Genomic DNA, 20,288 nt, shown 5'->3' with positions numbered 1-20,288 from the left:
TTCTTTTCAAAAATACCTGACTATGCAATAATATTTTAAAATTGTATGAGATATTATTAAAAGCTAAAATAAAATTATAATAAAAAAGCTGCAAAATAGATTATTTCTATTTGCAGGCAGCTTCTTTACATCATATTATATTCTTTTAAAATACTTAAATATTTTTTAAATCCAGCATTTGTAATTCCATATATTTTTTTGTCCTCATCTTTAAAAATCAATTTTTTGGACAGGAGGTATTTTAAATGGCTATCTGTAATTTTTTTATCCCAATTCAAATGATCTTTAATAGTGTCAAAACTTAGTTCTATTTGTTCATCAGAATTTCCTAGGTGATGACCTATATGAATTAAAATTAAATAGGATTTAGTTAGGCTTTTATTTTTTATAGACCTAAAAATTTTTGTAATAAGTCCGTCCCTATTAAAGAGGGCAGCAAGGAAAAATAATAGGCCTGAAACTGTTGCTGTCATTCCTGACATAGAAACATTTAAAATATAGCCAAGGCTAAAACCTAAATAGCAAGATATAAAGGAAAAAATTACAGTTAGGAACAATAAATTTTTCAAAGTCTTTGTCAAAAGGTAGGCACTGGCTCCCGGTACTATGAAAAAGGAAATTACAAGAATTGCCCCAACGGAGTCAAAGGAAACAACGGCTGTTAGAGAAGATAGGCCCATAAGTGAATAAAATAGAAGGACTGATGAAAAGCCGCTAATTGTGGCAAAATCCTTATCAAAGGTTGTAATTTTTAATTCCTTATAAAATATTAAAATAAAGGAAAGATTTATAAGAAAAACTATAGATGAAAAAATTAGAGCCTTAGGAAGATTAGAGCCAAAGAAATTTATAGTATTTAAGGGGGCAAGGATAACTTCTCCCATTAAAACTACGTCTGTATCAATGTGGACATTTCTCGCATATTTTGTAATTAAAATTACTGCAAGGGCAAAAAATAAGGGAAAGACAATTCCCACTGCATCATCATTTTTAACAAGGCCAGTTTTAGAAAGTGATTCAATGGTAAAAACTGTTAAGAGTCCAAAAAGGCCAGCACCTACAATTAAAAGAGGGGATGTAATATCTTTTGTAATAAAATAAGCAAGGACAATCCCCAGAAGAACGCTGTGACTTATGGCATCCGTTACCATTGAAAGATTTCTAAGCATGATAAAGACTCCAATTAAGGAACATGAAAGAGAAGTTATAAATAAAATTAAAAATATGGTGTAATTCATTTGTACTTCCTCCTTCTCATATAATTTGCCACAAAGGCTCTAGGACCAAACAAAAGGGAAAATAGGGCAAGGCTAGTCATAATTAATATAATTGTTGGGCCTGTTGACATTCCGTCATAAACTGTTGAAATGTAAGTTCCCAAAAAAGCGGAAAATCCGCCAACAAAGGCTCCAATAACCATAACCTTAAAAAAATTATTTGACCATTGTAGAGCAGCAATTGGCGGTACAATTAAAAGGGAAGAAATTAAAATTGCCCCAACAATTTTAAGACCTGCTCCAATTAAGATCATGGCACAAACCATAATTAGTATATAAATAACTTTTGCATTTATACCAATTGTTCTAGCATAGTTTTCATCAAAGACAAAAACTTTAATCTCCTTATAAAAAAGGCCTATTAAAATAAGGCAGATTATGGAAATAAATAAAATCATTTTTACATCATTTAAAACCATATAGGCAGCTTGACCAAAAATATAATTTTGAAGGCCTGATTGTGAGGCCCTTTGATAGGCTGGATTGCCTTGAATATAGGATTTTAAAACCATGCCTAGGCCAAAAAAACTTGAGAGAATAACAGCTAGAATTGTGTCAAGGGAAAGTTTTGTATTTTTATTTAAAATTTCTATAAAAATAAAGGCTAGAGATCCAGAAAAAATTGCACCCATAAGAAGAATTATAGGGTTTCTTGAAGCAAATAGAATAAAGGCAAGGACAACTCCGGGAAAGGCACTGTGGCCAATGGCATCACCAATAAGGGACTGACCCTTTAAAACAGTTATAGTTCCAAGAACTGCTGATGAAATGGCAAGGAAAAAACTTCCAAGGGCAACGACTAAAAAACCATAGGATTTTAAAACTTCCAAATCAAACATTAATTTCCCCTCCAAAAGCCTTTTCAATATTTTCAGGATTAAAAACTTCAGAAACTTCTCCTTGACCAATAACTCTTTTATTTAAAATTACAATATGATCAAAATATTTTTTTATGGTATTTAAATCGTGGTGGACAACAATTGAAGTCTTACCCCGCCTTTGAGAATCGTGAAGAAAATCCATAATTATGCCCTCAGTTTTTTTGTCAACTCCTGCCAAGGGTTCATCCATAAAATAAATTTTGGCACTAGAGGCAATGGCACGGGCAATAAAAACTCTTTGTTTTTGCCCTCCTGAAAGCTCTGAAATCTGCCTATTTTTAAAATCTTTTAAACCAATTTTGTCTATAGCTGCTTCTGCAAGAATCTTATCTTTTTTTCCTGGCCTTTTAATCCAGCCGAGATTTGCATACCTGCCCATTAAAACCACGTCAAAAACTGTTGTTGGAAAGTTCCAATTAACAGAAGAAGATTGAGGTATATAGGCAATTTCTTTTTTCATCTCCTTAATAGATGAACCCATAATCTCAATCTTCCCTGACAGAATTTTTTGCAGGCCAAGTATGCCCTTAAGGAGGGTTGATTTTCCCGCTCCGTTAGGGCCTACTATGGCCGTTATGGAATTTTTGATAAAGTCTATATCATTGTCCCATAAAACAGGCTTGTCATTATAAGCAATTGTCAAATCTCTTACACTTATAATTACATCCTTCATATTTTCTCCTATTTTAAATTATCTACAATCAAATCAATATTGTGTTTATACATATCAATATAATTATCGCCGCTTTGACCAAGGGGTGCTAGGGAATCTGAAAATAATTCATTACCCTCACCGCTAACAACCTTTACTTCAAAGCCCTTTGATTTACAAAGTTCCTTTAATTTTTCCATTCTTGCAGGGTCAGTAGTTGATTCTGCAAATATTGCAGGAACCTTATGGTCTACAATAAAGTTTGCTGTATCTTCAATATCCTTATTTGCAACTTCTGAATCAGTCGAAACACCTTGTGGAGCAACAACTTCAATTCCATAGGCCCTTGAAAAATAATTAAAGGCATCATGAGGAGTAATTAAAAATCTATGGTCTTCAGGGATTTCCCCAAGCCTTTCTTTATTATATTTGTCAAGCTCATCAAGCTTTAACAAATAATTTTTTAGGTTTTCATCAAATTCATCTGCATGGTCAGGTACAAGTTCCTTTAAAGCTTTGGCTGCAGTTTCTGTAGCTAACTTATAAAGGGAAATATCAAACCAAAAATGTGGGTCAACAATCATATGACCGTCTTCATCCATTTGACCAATTTTATCTTTAGGGAAATTTGCTGATAAATCCACACCTGATTTTTCAAGAATATCTACCATTTTTCCTTCAAAGTGAAGTCCATGGAATAAAACTAAATCTGCATCACTAATCTTATCTATATCTTGAGATTTTGGAATATAAAGATGAGGGTCTTCGCCAGCAGGGATAACCATTTGAGTATCAACAAAATCCCCAGCAAGGACATTAGTCATGTCATATAAAAAAGAAGTTGTGGTTGTAACCTTTTTCTTATCTTGATTTCGACTGCTTTCAGCAGAATTTGAAGCTGAATTTACATCTTGACCCTTATTTTTTGGGCCGTTGCAACCGCACAGGGCAAAAATAAGTAAGCCAAGTAAAAGTATTTTTTTCATAAATCCTCCTAGTATAAAAATATTAGCTAGTTTTAGAAAATTTAAAATTTATATACACATTAAAATTAATAGCAATTTATTTAAGGCTCTTAAATATAATTAATTTTAGAATAATAAATTAAAACTTATGACTTGAAAGCTATTTTTACCAAAGTTTGCACTTAAATAATTACTTTAAATTTAATAAATATTAATATAAAATATGAGTTAAGCTAGCCTAACTTATATTTTATATTAATTTTATTATTTGTCAATGATTTATATTATCATTTATTAGAATATTACAATTTTTTATTTTTATTTTTAACTTTTGATATAAAAATATGAAATTCTATTACCTTATTTAAATTTGAAAAAGACAAATTTTGAATATGCCAAGATTTTTATTATATTTATAGTTTATGATATTTTAATTGGGGGGAAAGTTTTGAGAAAGAAAAATTAAATAACACTTATTATTTTGCGACCAAATTATCCCTTTTTAATCAGAAATCTCCTCAAAAAAAACAGCCCTAAAATTAGGGCTGTAAATTTATAATATTTAAATGAGATGCTTAAGCAAATCCGCTAGCAATATGCTAATGAATTAATTTTAAGAACTTTTCGCCTTATTTTCTTCTCTATCAGTTCGAACTCTAAGCCTTGCGTCTTCAACTTCTTTTGCTCTTTCATATGCGTGCATAATAAGGGCAATTGTTACAACTGCATAAGATAAGAATGTTCTAAAGTATTCACCAATCATGGCATCGCCAGTTAAAGCCTTGCCAGCTTGAGGCATTACAATAAACATAATGTGGAAAAGAGCAGTTCCTAAAATTGCATTTGGAATTGATGCCTTTGAAACGGAAGCACCACCAACAAGAAGTGATGCAGCTGCATAAAGAGCTGCTTGGTCTTGACCACCATAAGTTGAAAGAGTTCCAATATTTTGCAAATAAATAATTTGTCCGTAACAAGCAAGAACTGTTGAAATAATTATTGATTGAACCCTAATCTTATCTGAATACATACCAGCGTTTGTAGAAACAACTTGATCTTGTCCAACTGCCTTCATATCATGACCAAGTTTTGTATTTTTAAACCATAGGATGAATACACATAGGATGGCAATTACAATAATTGTTGCAATAGGTATATCAAATCTAATTGCTTGACCACCTGCAAGAGGGAAGTCAATTCTTAATTTCAACATATTATCAAGACTGCCTCGGGAAACAAGAGTCAGGGCATTTTTAATACCATAGCCTTGAGATAGAAGCATTTCTTTTGTTCTAATTGGAATAATAGTTCCGCAGAAGAAAAGTAGGAACAATTGATACCAACCTTGGATAAAGAAAGCTAGCATCATTGATGTAATCATTTCTCTTCCCTTGGCCCTATTTAAAACCATACCTGAAAATTGTCCCAGCAAAACTGCAATTGGTGTGCCAACAAGAGCTGCAACTAAAAGTCCAGTTGCCCCTGTAAGACCCCAGTCTTGGGCAAAAATAAGACCAATTTGACCACTCATTGCACCAAGAGGAATACCAAAGTTAATTCCCATACCTGCCATAATAGGTATTAAAAGGGAAAGAACGAAGAAAGTATTTCTAACCATTCTTGTTGCAAGTTCACTAGTAATTGATGCAACAGGAGGCTTAGCAATAATAAGTCCGATTCCGCAAATTACCATAAAAAGGATTGGAACCATGAATCTTCTAATTTGTTTTGAAAAATCTTTATTCATTGTTTCTATTCCTCCTTGTAAGTGCATAAACTATCATACCATTAGTAACTATCATACGAAGTATTTCTGAAATATCAATATTAAAGGCTCCATTAATAACTGTAGGAGTTAAGGTGATAATTCCTTGGAACAAAAATGTTCCAATTATTACATGGGGAATAGTTGCCTTATTTATAGATGCACCACCTATTAAAAGAGCCGCTACTGTTTGGAAAGTAAAGGCAAGGGGTGCTTGATATAATTGTATAAATCCATAGGATTGTTGGTAGACAATAATACCAACAGATGCAATTGCAGTAGAAAGCATAACAGAAACAAGTCTTGCCCTATTAATATGAATGCCACTTGCTCTTGCATAGTCAGGATTTGATCCAACTGATGTCATTGCTGTTCCTGTTTTAGTTTTGAAAAATGCCCAAACAATAAAGGCAAAGATTGCAAATAATATAAACATGCCTACAGGAATTAAGGCACTTCCAATCTTAAAGGATAGGAAATTGGTTATCAAACCTAAACTCAGTTTATTTCCAGCTTCCCCAACTGTACTCGTCATCCAATAATCAGCAACGGGAATTTGCTGTCTTAAACCTGCACCACTATAGGATAAAACGGAAATAGGATTTTTATATGGTAGTAGTAAATATGCTATACACATAAAAGACGTAAATGAATAGCCAACATAAGTTGCTATAAGCATTTCATCGCCCTTAATTTTATTTAAAACAAATCCATAAATGGCTCCGAAAACAAGAGAAAATATAACTGCAAAAACCATGGCCATAAAAATACCCATATAGCCTTTGAAGCCAAATTCTATTGAAGTTACACCGCCAAGAATACCTCCTACAACACCAATTGGAATACCAAAGTTTAGACCACATCCAGATTGAACCATAGGCACAAGAGAAAGTACAAGAATTGAAAACATACCAAATCTTGAAAGAACGTTTTGGAATGAATCACTAACACTTACTCCAGCAAAGGGAGCTGCAACAAATAGTCCTACTAAGAAAAGGGCGATTATAAGTCTGGCAAGGCCAAATTTTTTCAAAATATTTTTACTGTTCACAGTCACACACCTCCACACTTTCACCGCTCATTAGAAGTCCAAATTTTGCTGGATCTTCTTTAGGACTTAAAATGCCTGCAATTTTTCCTTCGCAAATAACTGCTATCCTGTCACAAATTGATCTAAGTTCTTCAAGTTCTGAAGAAACCATAATAATTGTTGTGTTATTTTCACTGTTAAATTTTTCCAAAGATTCAAGAACTAATTGCTTAGCACCAATGTCAATTCCTCTTGTTGGTTCTGAAACAAATAAAAGCTCTGGTTCCATGGCAAAGGCCTTGGCAAGACAGATTTTTTGTTGGTTACCACCAGAAAGATTTCCTGCTTTTTGTTCAGGGCCTGTACATTTAATGGCCAGTGAATCGATATAAGAATTTGAAACTTTCTTCATGGCATCTTCATCTCTAAATTTTAGACCCAAAATATTTTTTATAAACTTATTTTGGATTTGCATAGCATTAAAAGTTATATTCCAAAAAATAGGTTCATCTAAAAGAAGACCAACGCCACGTCTGTCTTCAGAAACGAAAGCAATTCTTTTCTTTAAAATTGAAGCAGTTTTTCCAAGTTCAAGTTTTTCGCCATTAAATACAACTTCTCCGCCTACGGGATAAGTTCCTAAAATTCCATTTGGGATGCCCAGTTTTCCTTGACCAGCAAGGCCGGCTATCCCTAAAATTTCTCCACGTCTAACTGAAAAATTAACATCATAACAAGCTTCACCAGGCATATCAACCCAAAGATGCTTAACATCCATAACTATATCATTGTCATTTAAATTTTTATCAGTTTTGTAGGCTAGATTTAATTTTTCATTTTCTCCTCTTCCAACCATCCAATTTGCAATTTGTTCAATTGAAAGATTTTCGTTAACCCTATCTTCAACAACAACGCCATCCCTTAAAACGACAACCTTATCGCAAATTGTTAGAACTTCACGAAGCCTGTGAGAAATAAAGATAATTGAAATTCCAAGACCAGCAAGCCTTTGAAGGGATTCCATTAGAGAATTTGCTTCACTTTCTGTTAATACAGCTGTGGGTTCATCCATAATAATGAGCTTTACATCTTCCCTAGTAATTTCTCTGGCAATTTCTATAAACTGTTTATGACCAACAGGCATTTCTCTAACATATTCTTCAGGACTTATTTCAATCCCAAGTTTATTAAGAGAATCAACTGCTGTTTTTATATTTTCCTTTTTGTCAATAGTCTCAAGTTTTTTGCCGAAGACAGCTGATATTGGAGTTTTAGTTGTCTTTTCCATATCAAGTGTAATATTTTCGGCAACAGTGAAACCAGGAATTAAATTAAATTCTTGGTGGACCATTCCTACGCCAGCTTTTAAAGCCTCTATAGGATTTTTGAAGGCCTTTTGTTCGCCGTCAAAATAAAGTTCACCGTTAAATCCTCCCGTATTAGAGATTACTTCCATACCGAAAATAATATTCATAAGAGTGGATTTACCGGCTCCATTTTCTCCAACAAGTCCCAAAATTTCACCTTTTTTTAAAGTGAAATTAACATTTTTTAAAACTTGATTTTCACCAAAAGACTTACTGACATTTTTGACTTCAAGTAAATTTTCTGTCAAAATATCACCTCTTTCTAATAAAAAAACCAACGGGTTTTAAGCCGTTGGTTTTGGCTACTTTACTCTGCTTGTCCTTCAGCTTCTTCTTGAGATTTTTCAATCGCTTCGAAGTCAACATTTAGATTTAGATATTTTTCAGGAACTTCAACTTTATCCATTCCTAAGAATCCCTTACCATAAACGTAAGTGTCTTGAGCAATCAATACGTGATTGTCAACAGCATTACCATTTTGTCTGTCTATGAAGTTTGAACTCATCCAGCTAGCACCTTCAGTGTATTTATTAAGCGATTCTGTAATATCATTTATATTTGTTAGTTCGTGTTCGCCATGAAGAACTTTGATTACGTGATCAACAGCTGCTCTTGTTTCAGTATATCCTAAAGAGTAAGCCCAAGATCCCATTCTTCCACCGCCGCCTGCTGCAACAACTGCGTCATTAACTCTTTGATTAATTGCTTTCCAATCTCCTGCAATGTCTTTTAAGTCAACAGAAAAGGCATTTGGATAACCCATAATAGGTGATGGAAGGTCAGGTTCAACAAAGATTGCTCCGCCTTGTGCAACACCTCTTAGAAGAGGTTCAGTGTGGGCATCATTTGTACAGAAGAAAGCAGTATCTTTACCATATTTATCAATCCAAGATTGGATATTTTCTGCAATATATTGTTGTGCACCTGGAATACCAATATCAGTTGTTGGGTCTGGTGCGTTTAAAGAAATAAATTCAAGTCCTAAATCTTTACAAGCTTCTTCAAAAATCGCACGTCTTAAAGCTAACATTTCAATTGACATATGTCTTGGGAAAGTGATGTGAGCAAATTTTGTTGCACCCATATCCTTAGCTGCTTTTACAACTCTATATCCTCTTGATACGTTATCAACATCGATTACAAGGTCAGATGCACCTTCAACCATGATTACGTCTTCTTGAGGAGTTAAGTTTACAAGAATAATGTCAGGTCTTTGTTCTCTAATTTTTTGGAAAGCTGCAGATGTTCCTGGAACTGATTGGTTCATAATAACAGCTTTCATAAGAGGATCGTCTGCCATAGCAGTAATCTTTTGGATTGTAGTTTCGATTTCGGCTTCGAATCTGTCAGGATAAGTGTCGTTTTTAACGACATCTGAACCAAATTCTTCAATTGCTGCTTCAGCAGCTCTGAATTCATCTTCAGATTGTGAAACTGTACCAGTAACTACACCAATATGATATTCTTCCCCTTCTTTCAAAGTTTCAAATTGAGCCTTTGGAAGATCTTTTACTTCAGTGGCGGCATTGCCTTCGGCTGTTGTTTCGCTACCGTTAGCGGGGGCTTCGTTTTCTACTTTTGAGCAAGCTATACCTGTTAGGGCAAGGCCTATAAGTAGAAAATAAGTGATAAGTCTTACAATTTTTTTTCTCATTTTGTTCCACCTCGTTTAAAATTTTACAAAATATTAATAAAAATTTTAATAATTTAAATAAATTTTAGCACGATAAGCAGCTAGTGTCAAATATATTTTAAGTGATAAATAATTGATAGAAATTATTATCAATTATTGTTTGATAGGATTTTATTAAAGTTATATTAATTTTAAATAAGGGCTAATAAAAATTTATAAATGAATAGAACTACTTTATAGGTCATTGGAAGTATCTTGCTTAATTGTAAAAGAAAATTTTTTTACTAAGAGCAAAAAGTGAGGTCCTCAAAATTATAAAATTTCCAAAGGAAGCTTAGAAAAAAACAATTGAAAGGTTATATCCTAATAAAAAACTTTTGAAAAGCAGGCCAGAAAATTTATAAAAGATTTAAGGCCAATAAAAAAGGTGATGTTGCAGAGTAGAATCATCTATTCTGTAACATCACTATCTTCATTATTCCATTGGTTCAAAATCTGATTTTTCAGCTCCACATAGTGGGCAAGTCCAATCATCTGGAAGATTTTCAAAAGCTACTCCCGGTTCAATTCCACCATCTTCATCGCCTATTTCAGGATCATAAATATATCCACATAGGGTGCATTCATATTTTTTCATCTTGTACTTAATTCTCCTTTCAAATAATTAATCTTAATTAATTCATAGATTTTATACCCAATATATAAAATTTTAACAATTTTTTCAAAAAGTTTAAGATATTTTTTAATAAATTTTACATAAATATTTAGAAAAGTTTAAATATTTTTATTAATGGGTAAAGCTTAAGCGAGAAAAGAAAAGTTGGAGTGAGTAAAGTGAAAGTTTTATTTGATTACAGGGGATCATCTTGTAGTGATCTTTTTTCTGTAAAAAACTTTATAGAAAAAACTTTAAAAAAATTAAATACATATATAGATGACAAGGACCTGCTTTTTGATATAAAACTTATTTTAAGTGAGCTTGTTGTTAATGGTGCTCTTCATGGTAATTGTAGCGATAGCCATAAAAAAGTATATTTAAAAGTAATGATTGACAGTCAAAGCATTATTATTATTGTCAGGGACGAGGGAGAAGGTATTGACATTGAAGAGATTAAATGTGATTCTCTTTCTTGCTCTGGCAGGGGTCTTATGATTGTTGAAGCCCTAACGGATAAATTAATCTTAAATAATAATGAAGTAATTGCCATAAAAAGCCTTATTAGTGGCTAAGCTTTTTTCGACTATGGTCATAGGCATCTATAAGAGAATTTATAAGAATTATATAATACTGATAAAATGAAAAGTAAATAACAGTTATGGGGTAGCCAATTGTATCTACAGGGATTCTTGCAGATATGTTCCATGGCACGAATACTGATGTTAATAAAGACGAATTAGAAAGATTTAAAGCTAATTTGTCTTTTTCTTTTACCTTATTTCTGCTCATTTCATAGGTTAGCATAATGGAAAGAGTTTGGTTTGTTGAAAAGCAGGCTATAAAAAATGACAAAATTTCCATTGTAATAAGGGGAGGAAAGTTGTCAAAAATTTTATTGACAAATATTTTTACTTCCTTTAAAAGATCACTTTCTTTAAAAATTCCAAAGTAAGATGATGATATACCAACAATTAAAATTGCTCCCATCATGGAAATTATGCCGCCCCCATTTATGGATTTATCTGCATTTAAGTCTTTATAGCCAAAGATTAGGGATCTAATTATTTCTGAAAAATCTCTTTCTTGTAAAAAATAGGCAAGAATAATACCGCAAATTATAGATGAAAGCATATTGTACTTTAAGGGAACTTTAAAGAGTGAGAGGACAATAATTAAAAGGGCGGGAAGAATTAAAATAATGTTAAAGGAAAAATCTGCCTTAATGCCTGAAAGATCAGGAGAAGCTATTGAGCCTTGGGCCTTTAAATTTAAAAGCTGAAAAGTTAGGCAAGTTAAAATGAAAGGGATGAGGCCGGACTTTAGCATATTTTTTACATTGTTATAAAAGTCTGTTTCAGTTATTGTGGCAATTAAAAGAGATGCTGTTGACATAGGTGAAGTTCTGTCGCCAACAAAGGCACCAGAAATTATTGCACCCCCGGTTAAATAAGGATTCATGCCAAGGGTAAGTCCCAAAGACATGGAAATTACACCTGCCGTTGAACAGGTGCCAAAAGATGTGCCAGTAAGCATGGAAATTAATGAATTAAATAGAAAAACGCCAAGGTAAAAATATTTTGGTGAAATAAAGGAAACGGCATGATAAATAATATAGGATATTGTGCCGCATGACCTCCAAATTCCAGTAATCATTCCTATTAGCATAAAAATAAAAAGCATAAGGGCACAGGATTTAAAACCATCATAAATCATAGATAAAATTTTTTGAGGGCTGAAGGATTTTTTTAAAAGATAGGCTATAAATGAAAATAAATTTATTAATAGGGCAATGGCTATGGGAAGTTTTAAAAATAAAAATATCAAAAGAATAGCAACAAATAAAAGCAAAGTAATTAATTCAAGCATTTTTCCTCCCAAAAAACAATTTTAATATTATTTTAATATTTCCTTAACAATTTTCCTTTATAATTATTTATTGTATAATAAAATTAGGAAAAATTAAAGACTGGAGAAGGGAGACAAACTAGATAAAATGGAGAAAATCAAAAAAATTTTCAAAAAAATCAAAGATTTTTTATTGTCCCATAAAATTATTTTAATTGTCCTGGGACTTATTTTACTATTAATTTTGGCAAAAATTATTGGCGGCCTATTTTTCAAGAAGGATTATGAGGAAATTTCCCAAAATCAAATTGTGACTCTCACAAAGGGAGAAGTTATTAATTCTGTAAATGAAAATGGAAAAGTTGCCCCTAATACTTCAAATGAAATTTACGCAGAAAAACAATTGCCGGTTAAAGAAATTTTAGTAAAAGTCGGTGACAAGGTTGAAGAAGGGCAAGTTCTTGCAAGGCTTGATGGCGATTCGCTTGAAGAAGAAATAGAAAAGGCCAAGGCTCAAAAGTCTGCAAGTGGAAAAACTGTGGCTGCTTCAATAAATTCTGCTAAAAAAAGACTTGCTGAAGCTCAGGAAAATCGAAAAAATGGTACAAACCCCACAATAGTTTCTGCCCAAACTGCTCTTCAGTCTTCTAAAGATGCTTATAATGCTGCAAAAAAAGCCTATGAAGATTATAAAAGTTCCATTGATTTAGGATATAATCCTGAAATTGTAGGAGAAAAAAATTCAAGAGAAAATCTTGCCTATCAAGAAGAAAGTGGAAATTTAAAATTTAGGCAGCTCCAAAGCGACTACAATGACAATATTGTTAAGGCATCAGAAAATAGAAAGCTTGCTAGGGAAAAGGAAATTGAAAAAAATAGAATTCAAAATGAAATTGACAATTTAAATAGGATTCTTACTGAAATTGGAATTAAGCAGGGACAGTTGCAAGCTGACCTTGAAGGTTCAAAGTCAGTTAAAAAATTATCTACTGGCGAAAAAGAAAATTCTAGCCCAAAAACTGAAAGCATAATAGTAAGTGGCGATAGTTCACAAATTGAAGAAACAACAAGAAAAATAAATAATTTAACAAGAGAACAAACGGAAATAAATATAAAAATTAAAAATCTTACTGATGAACTTTCAAAAGTTTCAGGGGATAAGGAAAAATATACATCCGAGGCTGATGCCTTAGATAAGGAAATTGAAAGCCAAAGAAAAAATCTTGACCTATCAAAAATTGACATTGATAAAGCAAGAGATGATTTAAAGGCAGATGCCGATAAGTCAATTAAGGCTTCAAAAGCAAGAGAGGATCAGCTAAAGACCTTAGAACAAAATATGATAATTGCAGAAAATTCTTATAAAGCAGCGGAAATTTCTCTAAAATCTGCAGAAGCTTCAGTCGACAATGAAATTTCCATGTTAAGAGATGCTCTTACATCAGCAAATGCATCGTCAAATAATATTGAAGATGTGCAAATAAAATTTTTGGAAGAAGAGCTTGAAAAGACAAATATTAAAGCTTTAAATGCTGGAACAGTTACAGAAGTTCTGGGAAAAGAAGGTCAAGTCCCCCAAGGCCCAGTTGTTAAAATTGAATCAGTAAGTGAACTTAAAATTGAATCCAAGGTTAAGGAATATAATATAAAGGAAGTAAAAGTAGGGACAAAAGTTATAATTACAACAGAAGCTCTTCCAGGAGAAGAGTTTCAAGGAAAAGTAACCTTTATTAATCCATCACCTGAAGAAAACAATGATCCAAGTTCTAAGGAAGTTTACTACAAGACAAGCATTGAAATTTCAAAAGAAGACTCCCAAAAATTAAATACAGGTATGAATTTAAGGGTTAAATATATTTTATCTCAAGAAAAAAATACCTTTAGCGTACCTTCAACAGCAGTTTTTGAAAGAGATGGTAAAAAATATGTCCTAGCTTTAAAGGAAAAGCAAAAGGGGATTTTTGAAAGTCAAAAACTTGAAGTTGAAACTGGTCTTGAAAATGATTTTGAAATTGCAATTAAAGGCAGCAAATTAAAGGAAAAAATGATGATCCTTTCAACATCTGAAGGCTATGGCGAAGGTCAAAAATTTTCAATTGCTGTAGAAGATAAGATGCAGTCTGGACCATCAAATAAAGAAAATGCGGGAGAAGGGTCAAATTAAAATGACAAAGCTAATAGAAATGAAGGCTATAAAGAAATCCTTTAATATAGGAAAGGAAAATGAACTTGAAATCCTTCGCGGTATTGACTTATATGTAAATGAGGGAGAATTTATTTCAATTGTTGGCCAGTCTGGCTCAGGAAAATCTACCCTTATGAATATTTTAGGACTTTTAGATAGGCAAACTTCTGGAGAATATATTTTAAATGGAGTTAATATAAAAACTTTAAAGGATAAGGACTTGTCTTCCTATAGGTCAAAAAAAATTGGTTTTGTCTTTCAAAATTTTAATTTAATTCCTAGATCTAATGCCCAAAAAAATGTGGAACTACCCATGCTTTATGCAAAAGTTTCTGCAAAGGAAAGAAAGGAAAGGGCCGTAGAACTTTTAAAGTCTGTAGACGTGGGAGATAGGTTAAATCACAACCCTTCAGAACTTTCAGGTGGGCAAAAACAAAGAGTTGCAATTGCAAGGGCAATGGCAAATGACCCAGATATAATTTTGGCAGACGAACCAACGGGAGCTTTGGATTCAGAAACTGGTCGCCAAGTTATGGATCTTTTTCATAGACTTAATCGTGATGAAAAAAGAACAATAATTATTATTACCCACAATATGGATTTAGCAGAGGAAGCAGACAGAATGTACAATATGAAAGACGGTAGGCTAAAGGAGGCATAATGGATATTTTAGAAACTATTAGGCTTTCGCTTGAAGGCCTTAGGACCAATAAGATGAGATCCTTTTTAACAATGCTTGGAATAATAATTGGAATCTCATCAGTTATTGGCATTACAACAATTGGCCATGCTCTGACAAAATCCGTAAATAAGGCCTTTGAAACTGTGGGAAATACTTCGGTTGAGCTTATGGTTAGACCAAATGAGCCAGAATATGCTTGGGAGGACATTAGAGAAGAAGACTATTTGACCAAGGATATGCTAGATGATATAAAAGAAAATTTTTCTGATATAGTAAAAGATTATGGGATTTATGGAGCAGGAGGAAAATATAAGGTAACCGAAGGCAAAAATTCTGAAGAAATAGATTTATTTGCAACATCACAGGGCATGCAATATGTTCAAAAAGAAAAATTAATTGCTGGCAGATATTTAAATGAATCTGATATAAATAGGTCAAAATATGTGGCAGTAATTTCTGATAAGGTTGTTGATAAAATTTTTAGCGGAGATGTTCAAAAGGCTCTGGGATCAGAAATAAAAGTCGTGAAAAATAATAATCTAATTGTTTTTACAGTTGTGGGAGTTTATGAATACCAAAAAAATGAAATAGGGGCATTAAATTTTTCAGAAGATGCGTCAAATGTTTATATTCCCTATAATGTAGGAAATAGAGAAATTTATGGTTATAATGACGATACCTTTCAGGGTGTGATTTTAGTTTTTAAAAATACAGACACAGTTGAAGAAGATTCTAATACCATTAAAGATTATTTAATTAAAAAATATTATGCCAATAACAACAGAATAAAACTTGAAACAATGTCAGCCCTATCACAAATAAATCAAATAACTTCTACAATGTCAGCAATGAAAATTGCCATTTCTGCAATTGCAGGAATTTCCCTATTAGTTGGCGGCATTGGTGTTATGAATATACTTTTGGTTTCTGTAACTGAAAGGACAAGAGAAATCGGAATTAGAAAAGCCCTTGGGGCAACACGAAACGACATCCGCTTTCAGTTTATAACAGAATCCATAATTATTTGTATAATTGGAGGAATTTTTGGAATTATACTGGGCACAGGGCTTGGAATTTTTGGATCTTCACTATTAAAGATGACCTCCTTGCCATCAGTTTCTTCAATAATAATAGCCGTAGGATTTTCTATGATGATAGGAGTATTCTTTGGATATTATCCAGCAAATAAAGCAGCAAAACTCGACCCTATAGAAGCATTAAGATATGAATAAAAAATAAAATTCTCGGGTAAATTAAGAAAAAGCCGAGATTTTTTATTTAAAATTTATATTAGTGGGAAAATAATAAGGAGGTAAAAATGGATTTAGTAAATATGCATCCAAAAGATGTTCGTAAATTGATTAGGGAAGGAAAAGTAACAAGTCCCACTTCTGGCATGTGTAAGGGATATATTTAGGCTAATCTAGCAATTTTTCCAAAGAAAAATGCCTATGACTTTTTATTATTTGCTCAAAGAAATCCAAAAACCTACCCAATTTTGGAAGTAACAGATGTGGGCAACCCCTTTACAAAAATTACTGCAGATAAGGCCGACATAAGATATGATGTTACAAAATATAGGATTTATAAAAAGGGAGAATTAGTTGATGAAGTTTTAAATCTTGAAAATTATTAGCAAGATGACTTTGTTTCATTTTTAATTGGATGCTCATTCTCTTTTGAATCAGCAATTATGGATGCAAAAATTCCAATAAGACATATTGAAGATAACCATAATGTGCCAATGTACATTACAAATATTCCGTCAGAAGAAGTGGGAATCTTCCACGGAAATATGGTCGTTTCAATGAGGCCCATAAAATATAAAGATATAGTTAGGACAACAACAGTTACGGCAATGTTTCCTGCAACACACGGAAGCCCAATCCACATTGGATATCCAAAAATAATTGGCATTGAAGACATCTACAAGCCAGATTTTGGCGAAAGGCCAGAAATAAGAGAGGGAGAAGTTCCAGTATTTTGGCCTTGCGGCGTAACACCCCAATCCGTAGCTCTAACGTCAAAACCTGATATAATGATAACCCATTCACCAGGACATTTGTTAATTCTTGATTTAGTCGATTCAGATGTTAGAGTATTTTAAAAATAAAGACTGCGTTTAAGGCGCAGTTTTTTTAATAAATCCTTTATATTAAGGTCACCTAAAAAATGTTATAATAGTTTTTGAGGTGACTTATGATTGACATTATAAAAGTTGTTATTCTTTCAATTGTTGAAGGATTAACTGAATTTTTGCCCATTTCTTCTACAGGGCATCTTATTATTATCGACAGATTTTTAAAACTTTCTCCCAAGGCATTTTCCAATGCTTTTTCTGTTATTATTCAGCTGGGAGCAATTCTTTCTGTTGTCTATTTATATTTTGATGATTTAAATCCTATTGCAAAGTCAAAGCTAGTTCCAAGGCTTGGGGAGGAAAATTTTAAGGCCATGTCTTTAAAGGAAAAATTTAAATTTAGGGACCTTAAAACTATGAGGCTTCTTGCTAAAATTATTGTAGGTTTTTTACCAGCGGCAGTTTTGGGATTTTTATTTGACGATTTAATTGACAAATATTTATTTAATGAGATTACTGTTTCTGTAGCCCTTGTTTTTTATGGAATTATTATTATAATCATTGAGTCGGTCTACAAAAATAAAGCCTTTAAATATGAAACAATTGATGATATTGATATGAAAACCATTGTTTTAATTGGATTTTTTCAGTGCCTTGCCATGGTGCCTGGGACTTCAAGATCTGCAGCAACAATAATTGGTGCAATGCTTCTTGGAGCTTCAAGAACGAGTGCGGCAAAGTTTTCTTTTTATCTCGCTATTCCAACAATGCTTGGAGCTAGTGCCCTCAAAGTTTTGAAAATAGGCCTTTCCTTTAGTATTTGGCAATGGTTTTTAATTTTATTAGGGTCTGTTCTTTCATTTGTTGTAGCCTTAATTGTAATTAGAAAATTCATATCCTATATTAGAAATAATGATTTCAGATATTTTGGGGTTTACAGAATAATACTTGGAATTTTAGTTTTATCTATTAGTTTTTTTAAATTTTAAGGAGGATTATGAAAGATTTTAAACTTGGTATAATTCAAAATGCCGCCAAAGGCGACAAGGATTTTAATTTAAAAAATATGGAAGAGCTTGTGACAAAGGCAGCTGAAAAGGGTGCTGAGGTCATTGCCCTTCCGGAAATGTGGAACTGCCCCTATCAAAATTCTTATTTTGAAAAATTTAAAGAGGAAGAGGGGGGAAAAAGCTATGAGTTAATGGTAAAGCTTGCAAGGGAACACAGGATATTTTTAGTTGGCGGATCAATTCCCATAGCAAGTGGTTATAGGATTTACAATAAGTCTTTTGTCTTTAATAGGGAGGGAAGGGAAATTTTTTCCTATTCTAAAATAAATCTTTTTGACATTGAAGGTTTTAAGGAATCTAAAAATATTTCTGGGGGCAAAAGTCTTGGGGTCTTTGAAAATGACTACGGCTTAAATGGCCTTTGCATTTGCTATGACTCAAGGTTTCCTGAACTCTTTCAAACTTTTGTAGATTTTGGAGCAGAAGTAATTTTTATGCCTTCAACTTTTATGATAAAAACGGGCAAGAGATTTTGGGAGCTTGTTAATAGGGCAAGAGGCATGGATACCCAGTGCTATTTAATTTCTCCATCAATTGCAAGAGATGATGAGCTTTCAAAAAACGCCTATGCTCATTCTATGATTACATCGCCCTATGGAGAAGTTTTACTTGATATGGGAACTGAAGAAGGTTTTGAAGTTTTTGAGATTAAGGGAGATTTAGTCAGAGAAGCTAGAAAAAATTTTCCCTATAAGGAGTCGAGATCAAATAGAAGTCTATAAAAATAAAAGGGCTGTTGCAAAAGTCCCATCATAGAAAAAAGACGAGGAAACATAAACATCCTCGTCTTTTTTTGATAAAATGTATTTATGAAAACCGTTACAAATACATCATCATTAACTAACTATACACTAGTTAATGATACAATTCAACTAAGATTAAACTTTAATATAGAAATATATATTCAAAATGATGTTAAACTAAAGCTTGTAAAAAATATAATTAAAAGGTTAAACTTAACAGAACTAAAAAAAGTCTATTCATCATTTGGAAGAAAACCTACAGTAAATCCAGTAACAATGCTAGAAATAATAATATACTGCTATTCAGAAGGAATATTTTCATCAAGAGAAATAGAAAAATCATGCAAGTATGATTTAAAAATAAGATACCTCCTAGAAAGATAAAAGAAGAACTAGGATTAAGTAAAAGTCTAATTTCAGACCAAGTACTTGAAGCAGTAACAACAATATTTAATCAATTGAGAAAATATTGCAAACAGAAAAAAAATAAAATTTATTTATGGTAAAGGAAAAAGAAAAACAAACGAACAAAGGGACTATGAACTTTTAAAAGATTGGAAAGAAAAACTAGAAACCTACAAGAAACATCTAGAAATAATGGGAGACTACAGAAACTCATACTCAAAAACAGACCATGATGCAACCTTCATGAGGATGAAAGAAGACCACATGAAAAATGGTCAACTGAAACCAGCCTACAACATTCAATTGGCACGTGCATCAGATTTCATCATAGGAGAAAAAGTATCCCACCATCCATCTGATATGAACACCCTAAAACCATTCTTGAGCAAATTACTAGAAAACTATCAAGAAGAACTAGAAAAAATAGTAGCAGATCAGGATACGAAAGTGAAGAAAACTACGTATTTCTCGCAGGAAATAAATTAACATCCTACATAAAACCATCAAACTATGAAAAGTTGAAAACATGAAAACATAAAAAAGAGCAAGAATTTAGGGAAAGCTTAAAATACGATGAAAAACAAGACAAATACAAATCACAAGAAGGCAAAGAATTCATAAGATGTAATGACAGATACAGAAAAATAAAAAGAGGATACGTAACAACAAAAGTCTACAGATGATTCGATTGGAGCAAAGAAGGACAAAAAAACAAAGGAATCTACATAACAGAAACATTTAAAAAATATAGGGAAGAATCCTTAAAAAACATAATGTCCGACCAAGGAATAGAAGAAAGATTAAATAGATCAATTCAAGCCGAAGGAGCATTTTACAAAATAAAGTCAGGCTTAAACTACAACAGATTCCACCACAGAAGAAAAGAAAACATAATAAGCGAAATATGTCTCTTATAAATAGCACTAAACTTAAATAAACTGGCATCAAAAATAGAAAATAAGAACTTAGAAATCATAAAATATAAAGCTGCTTAATAAAAAAATGATGTTGCAGAGTAGAATCATCTATTCTGCAACATCATTTTTTAAA

At 32.4% G+C, this 20,288-nt stretch carries 21 protein-coding genes; 11 read left to right on the top strand and 10 right to left on the bottom strand.

The genetic code is table 11. The features are described from left to right. Window positions 1-125 precede the first annotated feature (125 nt). The 9 genes from BQ4446_RS00955 to rd form a co-directional block, all read right to left on the bottom strand. The gene (locus BQ4446_RS00955; RefSeq protein WP_071025845.1) at window positions 126-1,238 is read right to left on the bottom strand and encodes a metal ABC transporter permease; all 1,113 of its coding nucleotides are present in this window, start codon (window positions 1,236-1,238) and stop codon (window positions 126-128) included. Next, window positions 1,235-2,116, bottom strand: a complete 882-nt coding sequence (locus tag BQ4446_RS00950) for a metal ABC transporter permease (protein ID WP_071025843.1) — start codon at window positions 2,114-2,116, stop codon at window positions 1,235-1,237. The genes BQ4446_RS00955 and BQ4446_RS00950 overlap by 4 nt, the downstream gene beginning before the upstream one ends. Further along, window positions 2,109-2,831, bottom strand: a complete 723-nt coding sequence (locus BQ4446_RS00945; protein ID WP_071025841.1) for a metal ABC transporter ATP-binding protein — start codon at window positions 2,829-2,831, stop codon at window positions 2,109-2,111. The genes BQ4446_RS00950 and BQ4446_RS00945 overlap by 8 nt, the downstream gene beginning before the upstream one ends. 8 nt (window positions 2,832-2,839) lie before the next feature. After that, the gene (locus BQ4446_RS00940; protein ID WP_071025839.1) at window positions 2,840-3,796 is read right to left on the bottom strand and encodes a metal ABC transporter solute-binding protein, Zn/Mn family; all 957 of its coding nucleotides are present in this window, start codon (window positions 3,794-3,796) and stop codon (window positions 2,840-2,842) included. Between the two features lie 592 nt (window positions 3,797-4,388). Continuing rightward, on the bottom strand, window positions 4,389-5,522 hold the full coding sequence (locus BQ4446_RS00935; protein WP_071025837.1) for an ABC transporter permease subunit: 1,134 nt from the start codon (window positions 5,520-5,522) through the stop codon (window positions 4,389-4,391). After that, window positions 5,515-6,591, bottom strand: coding sequence for an ABC transporter permease subunit (locus tag BQ4446_RS00930; protein ID WP_071025836.1), 1,077 nt, complete (start codon window positions 6,589-6,591; stop codon window positions 5,515-5,517). Before BQ4446_RS00930 ends, BQ4446_RS00935 begins: the two co-directional genes overlap by 8 nt. Further along, the gene (locus BQ4446_RS00925) at window positions 6,581-8,185 is read right to left on the bottom strand and encodes a sugar ABC transporter ATP-binding protein (RefSeq protein WP_071025834.1); all 1,605 of its coding nucleotides are present in this window, start codon (window positions 8,183-8,185) and stop codon (window positions 6,581-6,583) included. The genes BQ4446_RS00930 and BQ4446_RS00925 overlap by 11 nt, the downstream gene beginning before the upstream one ends. A 59-nt stretch (window positions 8,186-8,244) precedes the next feature. Continuing rightward, on the bottom strand, window positions 8,245-9,591 hold the full coding sequence (locus BQ4446_RS00920) for a DUF3798 domain-containing protein (protein WP_071025832.1): 1,347 nt from the start codon (window positions 9,589-9,591) through the stop codon (window positions 8,245-8,247). A 454-nt stretch (window positions 9,592-10,045) separates the two neighbouring features. After that, a complete protein-coding gene (rd, locus tag BQ4446_RS00915; RefSeq protein WP_071025830.1) occupies window positions 10,046-10,207 on the bottom strand; it encodes a rubredoxin in 162 nt (53 codons plus the stop codon). Between the two features lie 197 nt (window positions 10,208-10,404). Between rd and BQ4446_RS00910 the strand changes: the two genes are divergently transcribed. Further along, on the top strand, window positions 10,405-10,800 hold the full coding sequence (locus tag BQ4446_RS00910) for an ATP-binding protein (RefSeq protein ID WP_245149634.1): 396 nt from the start codon (window positions 10,405-10,407) through the stop codon (window positions 10,798-10,800). Here the strand turns inward: BQ4446_RS00910 and BQ4446_RS00905 are convergent. Further along, window positions 10,790-12,094, bottom strand: a complete 1,305-nt coding sequence (locus BQ4446_RS00905) for a Na+/H+ antiporter NhaC family protein (protein ID WP_071025825.1) — start codon at window positions 12,092-12,094, stop codon at window positions 10,790-10,792. The genes BQ4446_RS00910 and BQ4446_RS00905 overlap by 11 nt on opposite strands. A 127-nt stretch (window positions 12,095-12,221) precedes the next feature. On the opposite strand from BQ4446_RS00905, the gene BQ4446_RS00900 reads away from it, so the two are divergent. The 10 genes from BQ4446_RS00900 (at window position 12,222) to BQ4446_RS08800 (ending at window position 20,155) form a co-directional block, all read left to right on the top strand. Next, on the top strand, window positions 12,222-14,237 hold the full coding sequence (locus BQ4446_RS00900; RefSeq protein WP_071025823.1) for an efflux RND transporter periplasmic adaptor subunit: 2,016 nt from the start codon (window positions 12,222-12,224) through the stop codon (window positions 14,235-14,237). A 1-nt stretch (window position 14,238) separates the two neighbouring features. After that, complete coding sequence (locus tag BQ4446_RS00895; RefSeq protein WP_071025820.1) at window positions 14,239-14,919, top strand: ABC transporter ATP-binding protein; 681 nt, start codon at window positions 14,239-14,241, stop codon at window positions 14,917-14,919. Continuing rightward, a complete protein-coding gene (locus tag BQ4446_RS00890; RefSeq protein ID WP_071025817.1) occupies window positions 14,919-16,172 on the top strand; it encodes an ABC transporter permease in 1,254 nt (417 codons plus the stop codon). Before BQ4446_RS00895 ends, BQ4446_RS00890 begins: the two co-directional genes overlap by 1 nt. Window positions 16,173-16,453: 281 nt before the next feature. After that, window positions 16,454-16,576 (top strand): hypothetical protein, encoded by a 123-nt coding sequence (locus tag BQ4446_RS08700; RefSeq protein ID WP_280630399.1) that lies wholly within the window; start codon window positions 16,454-16,456, stop codon window positions 16,574-16,576. Between the two features lie 24 nt (window positions 16,577-16,600). Beyond that, complete coding sequence (locus tag BQ4446_RS08530; RefSeq protein WP_280630406.1) at window positions 16,601-17,047, top strand: D-glutamate cyclase family protein; 447 nt, start codon at window positions 16,601-16,603, stop codon at window positions 17,045-17,047. Window positions 17,048-17,139: 92 nt separating this feature from the next. Then, window positions 17,140-18,009: an undecaprenyl-diphosphate phosphatase gene (locus BQ4446_RS00880; protein WP_071025814.1), complete on the top strand. Its 870-nt coding sequence runs from the start codon at window positions 17,140-17,142 to the stop codon at window positions 18,007-18,009. Between the two features lie 8 nt (window positions 18,010-18,017). Further along, window positions 18,018-18,812 carry a nitrilase-related carbon-nitrogen hydrolase gene (locus tag BQ4446_RS00875; RefSeq protein WP_071025811.1) on the top strand — a complete coding sequence of 265 codons (795 nt, stop codon included), beginning with the start codon at window positions 18,018-18,020 and terminating at the stop codon, window positions 18,810-18,812. A gap of 87 nt (window positions 18,813-18,899) precedes the next feature. Continuing rightward, window positions 18,900-19,217, top strand: coding sequence for a transposase (locus BQ4446_RS08465; protein ID WP_209019087.1), 318 nt, complete (start codon window positions 18,900-18,902; stop codon window positions 19,215-19,217). A 213-nt stretch (window positions 19,218-19,430) separates the two neighbouring features. Next, on the top strand, window positions 19,431-19,724 hold the full coding sequence (locus tag BQ4446_RS08460; RefSeq protein ID WP_209019086.1) for a hypothetical protein: 294 nt from the start codon (window positions 19,431-19,433) through the stop codon (window positions 19,722-19,724). Between the two features lie 233 nt (window positions 19,725-19,957). Beyond that, window positions 19,958-20,155 carry a transposase gene (locus tag BQ4446_RS08800; RefSeq protein ID WP_209019103.1) on the top strand — a complete coding sequence of 66 codons (198 nt, stop codon included), beginning with the start codon at window positions 19,958-19,960 and terminating at the stop codon, window positions 20,153-20,155. The last annotated feature ends 133 nt before the right edge of the window (window positions 20,156-20,288 follow it).

It is taken from the genome of Peptoniphilus raoultii, from assembly GCF_900099555.1.
GTDB classification, from domain to species: Bacteria; Bacillota; Clostridia; order Tissierellales; family Peptoniphilaceae; genus Peptoniphilus_A; species Peptoniphilus_A raoultii.
The sequence above is the reverse complement of the archived record's forward strand: the minus strand, read 5'-3'. Positions and strand labels throughout refer to the sequence as shown.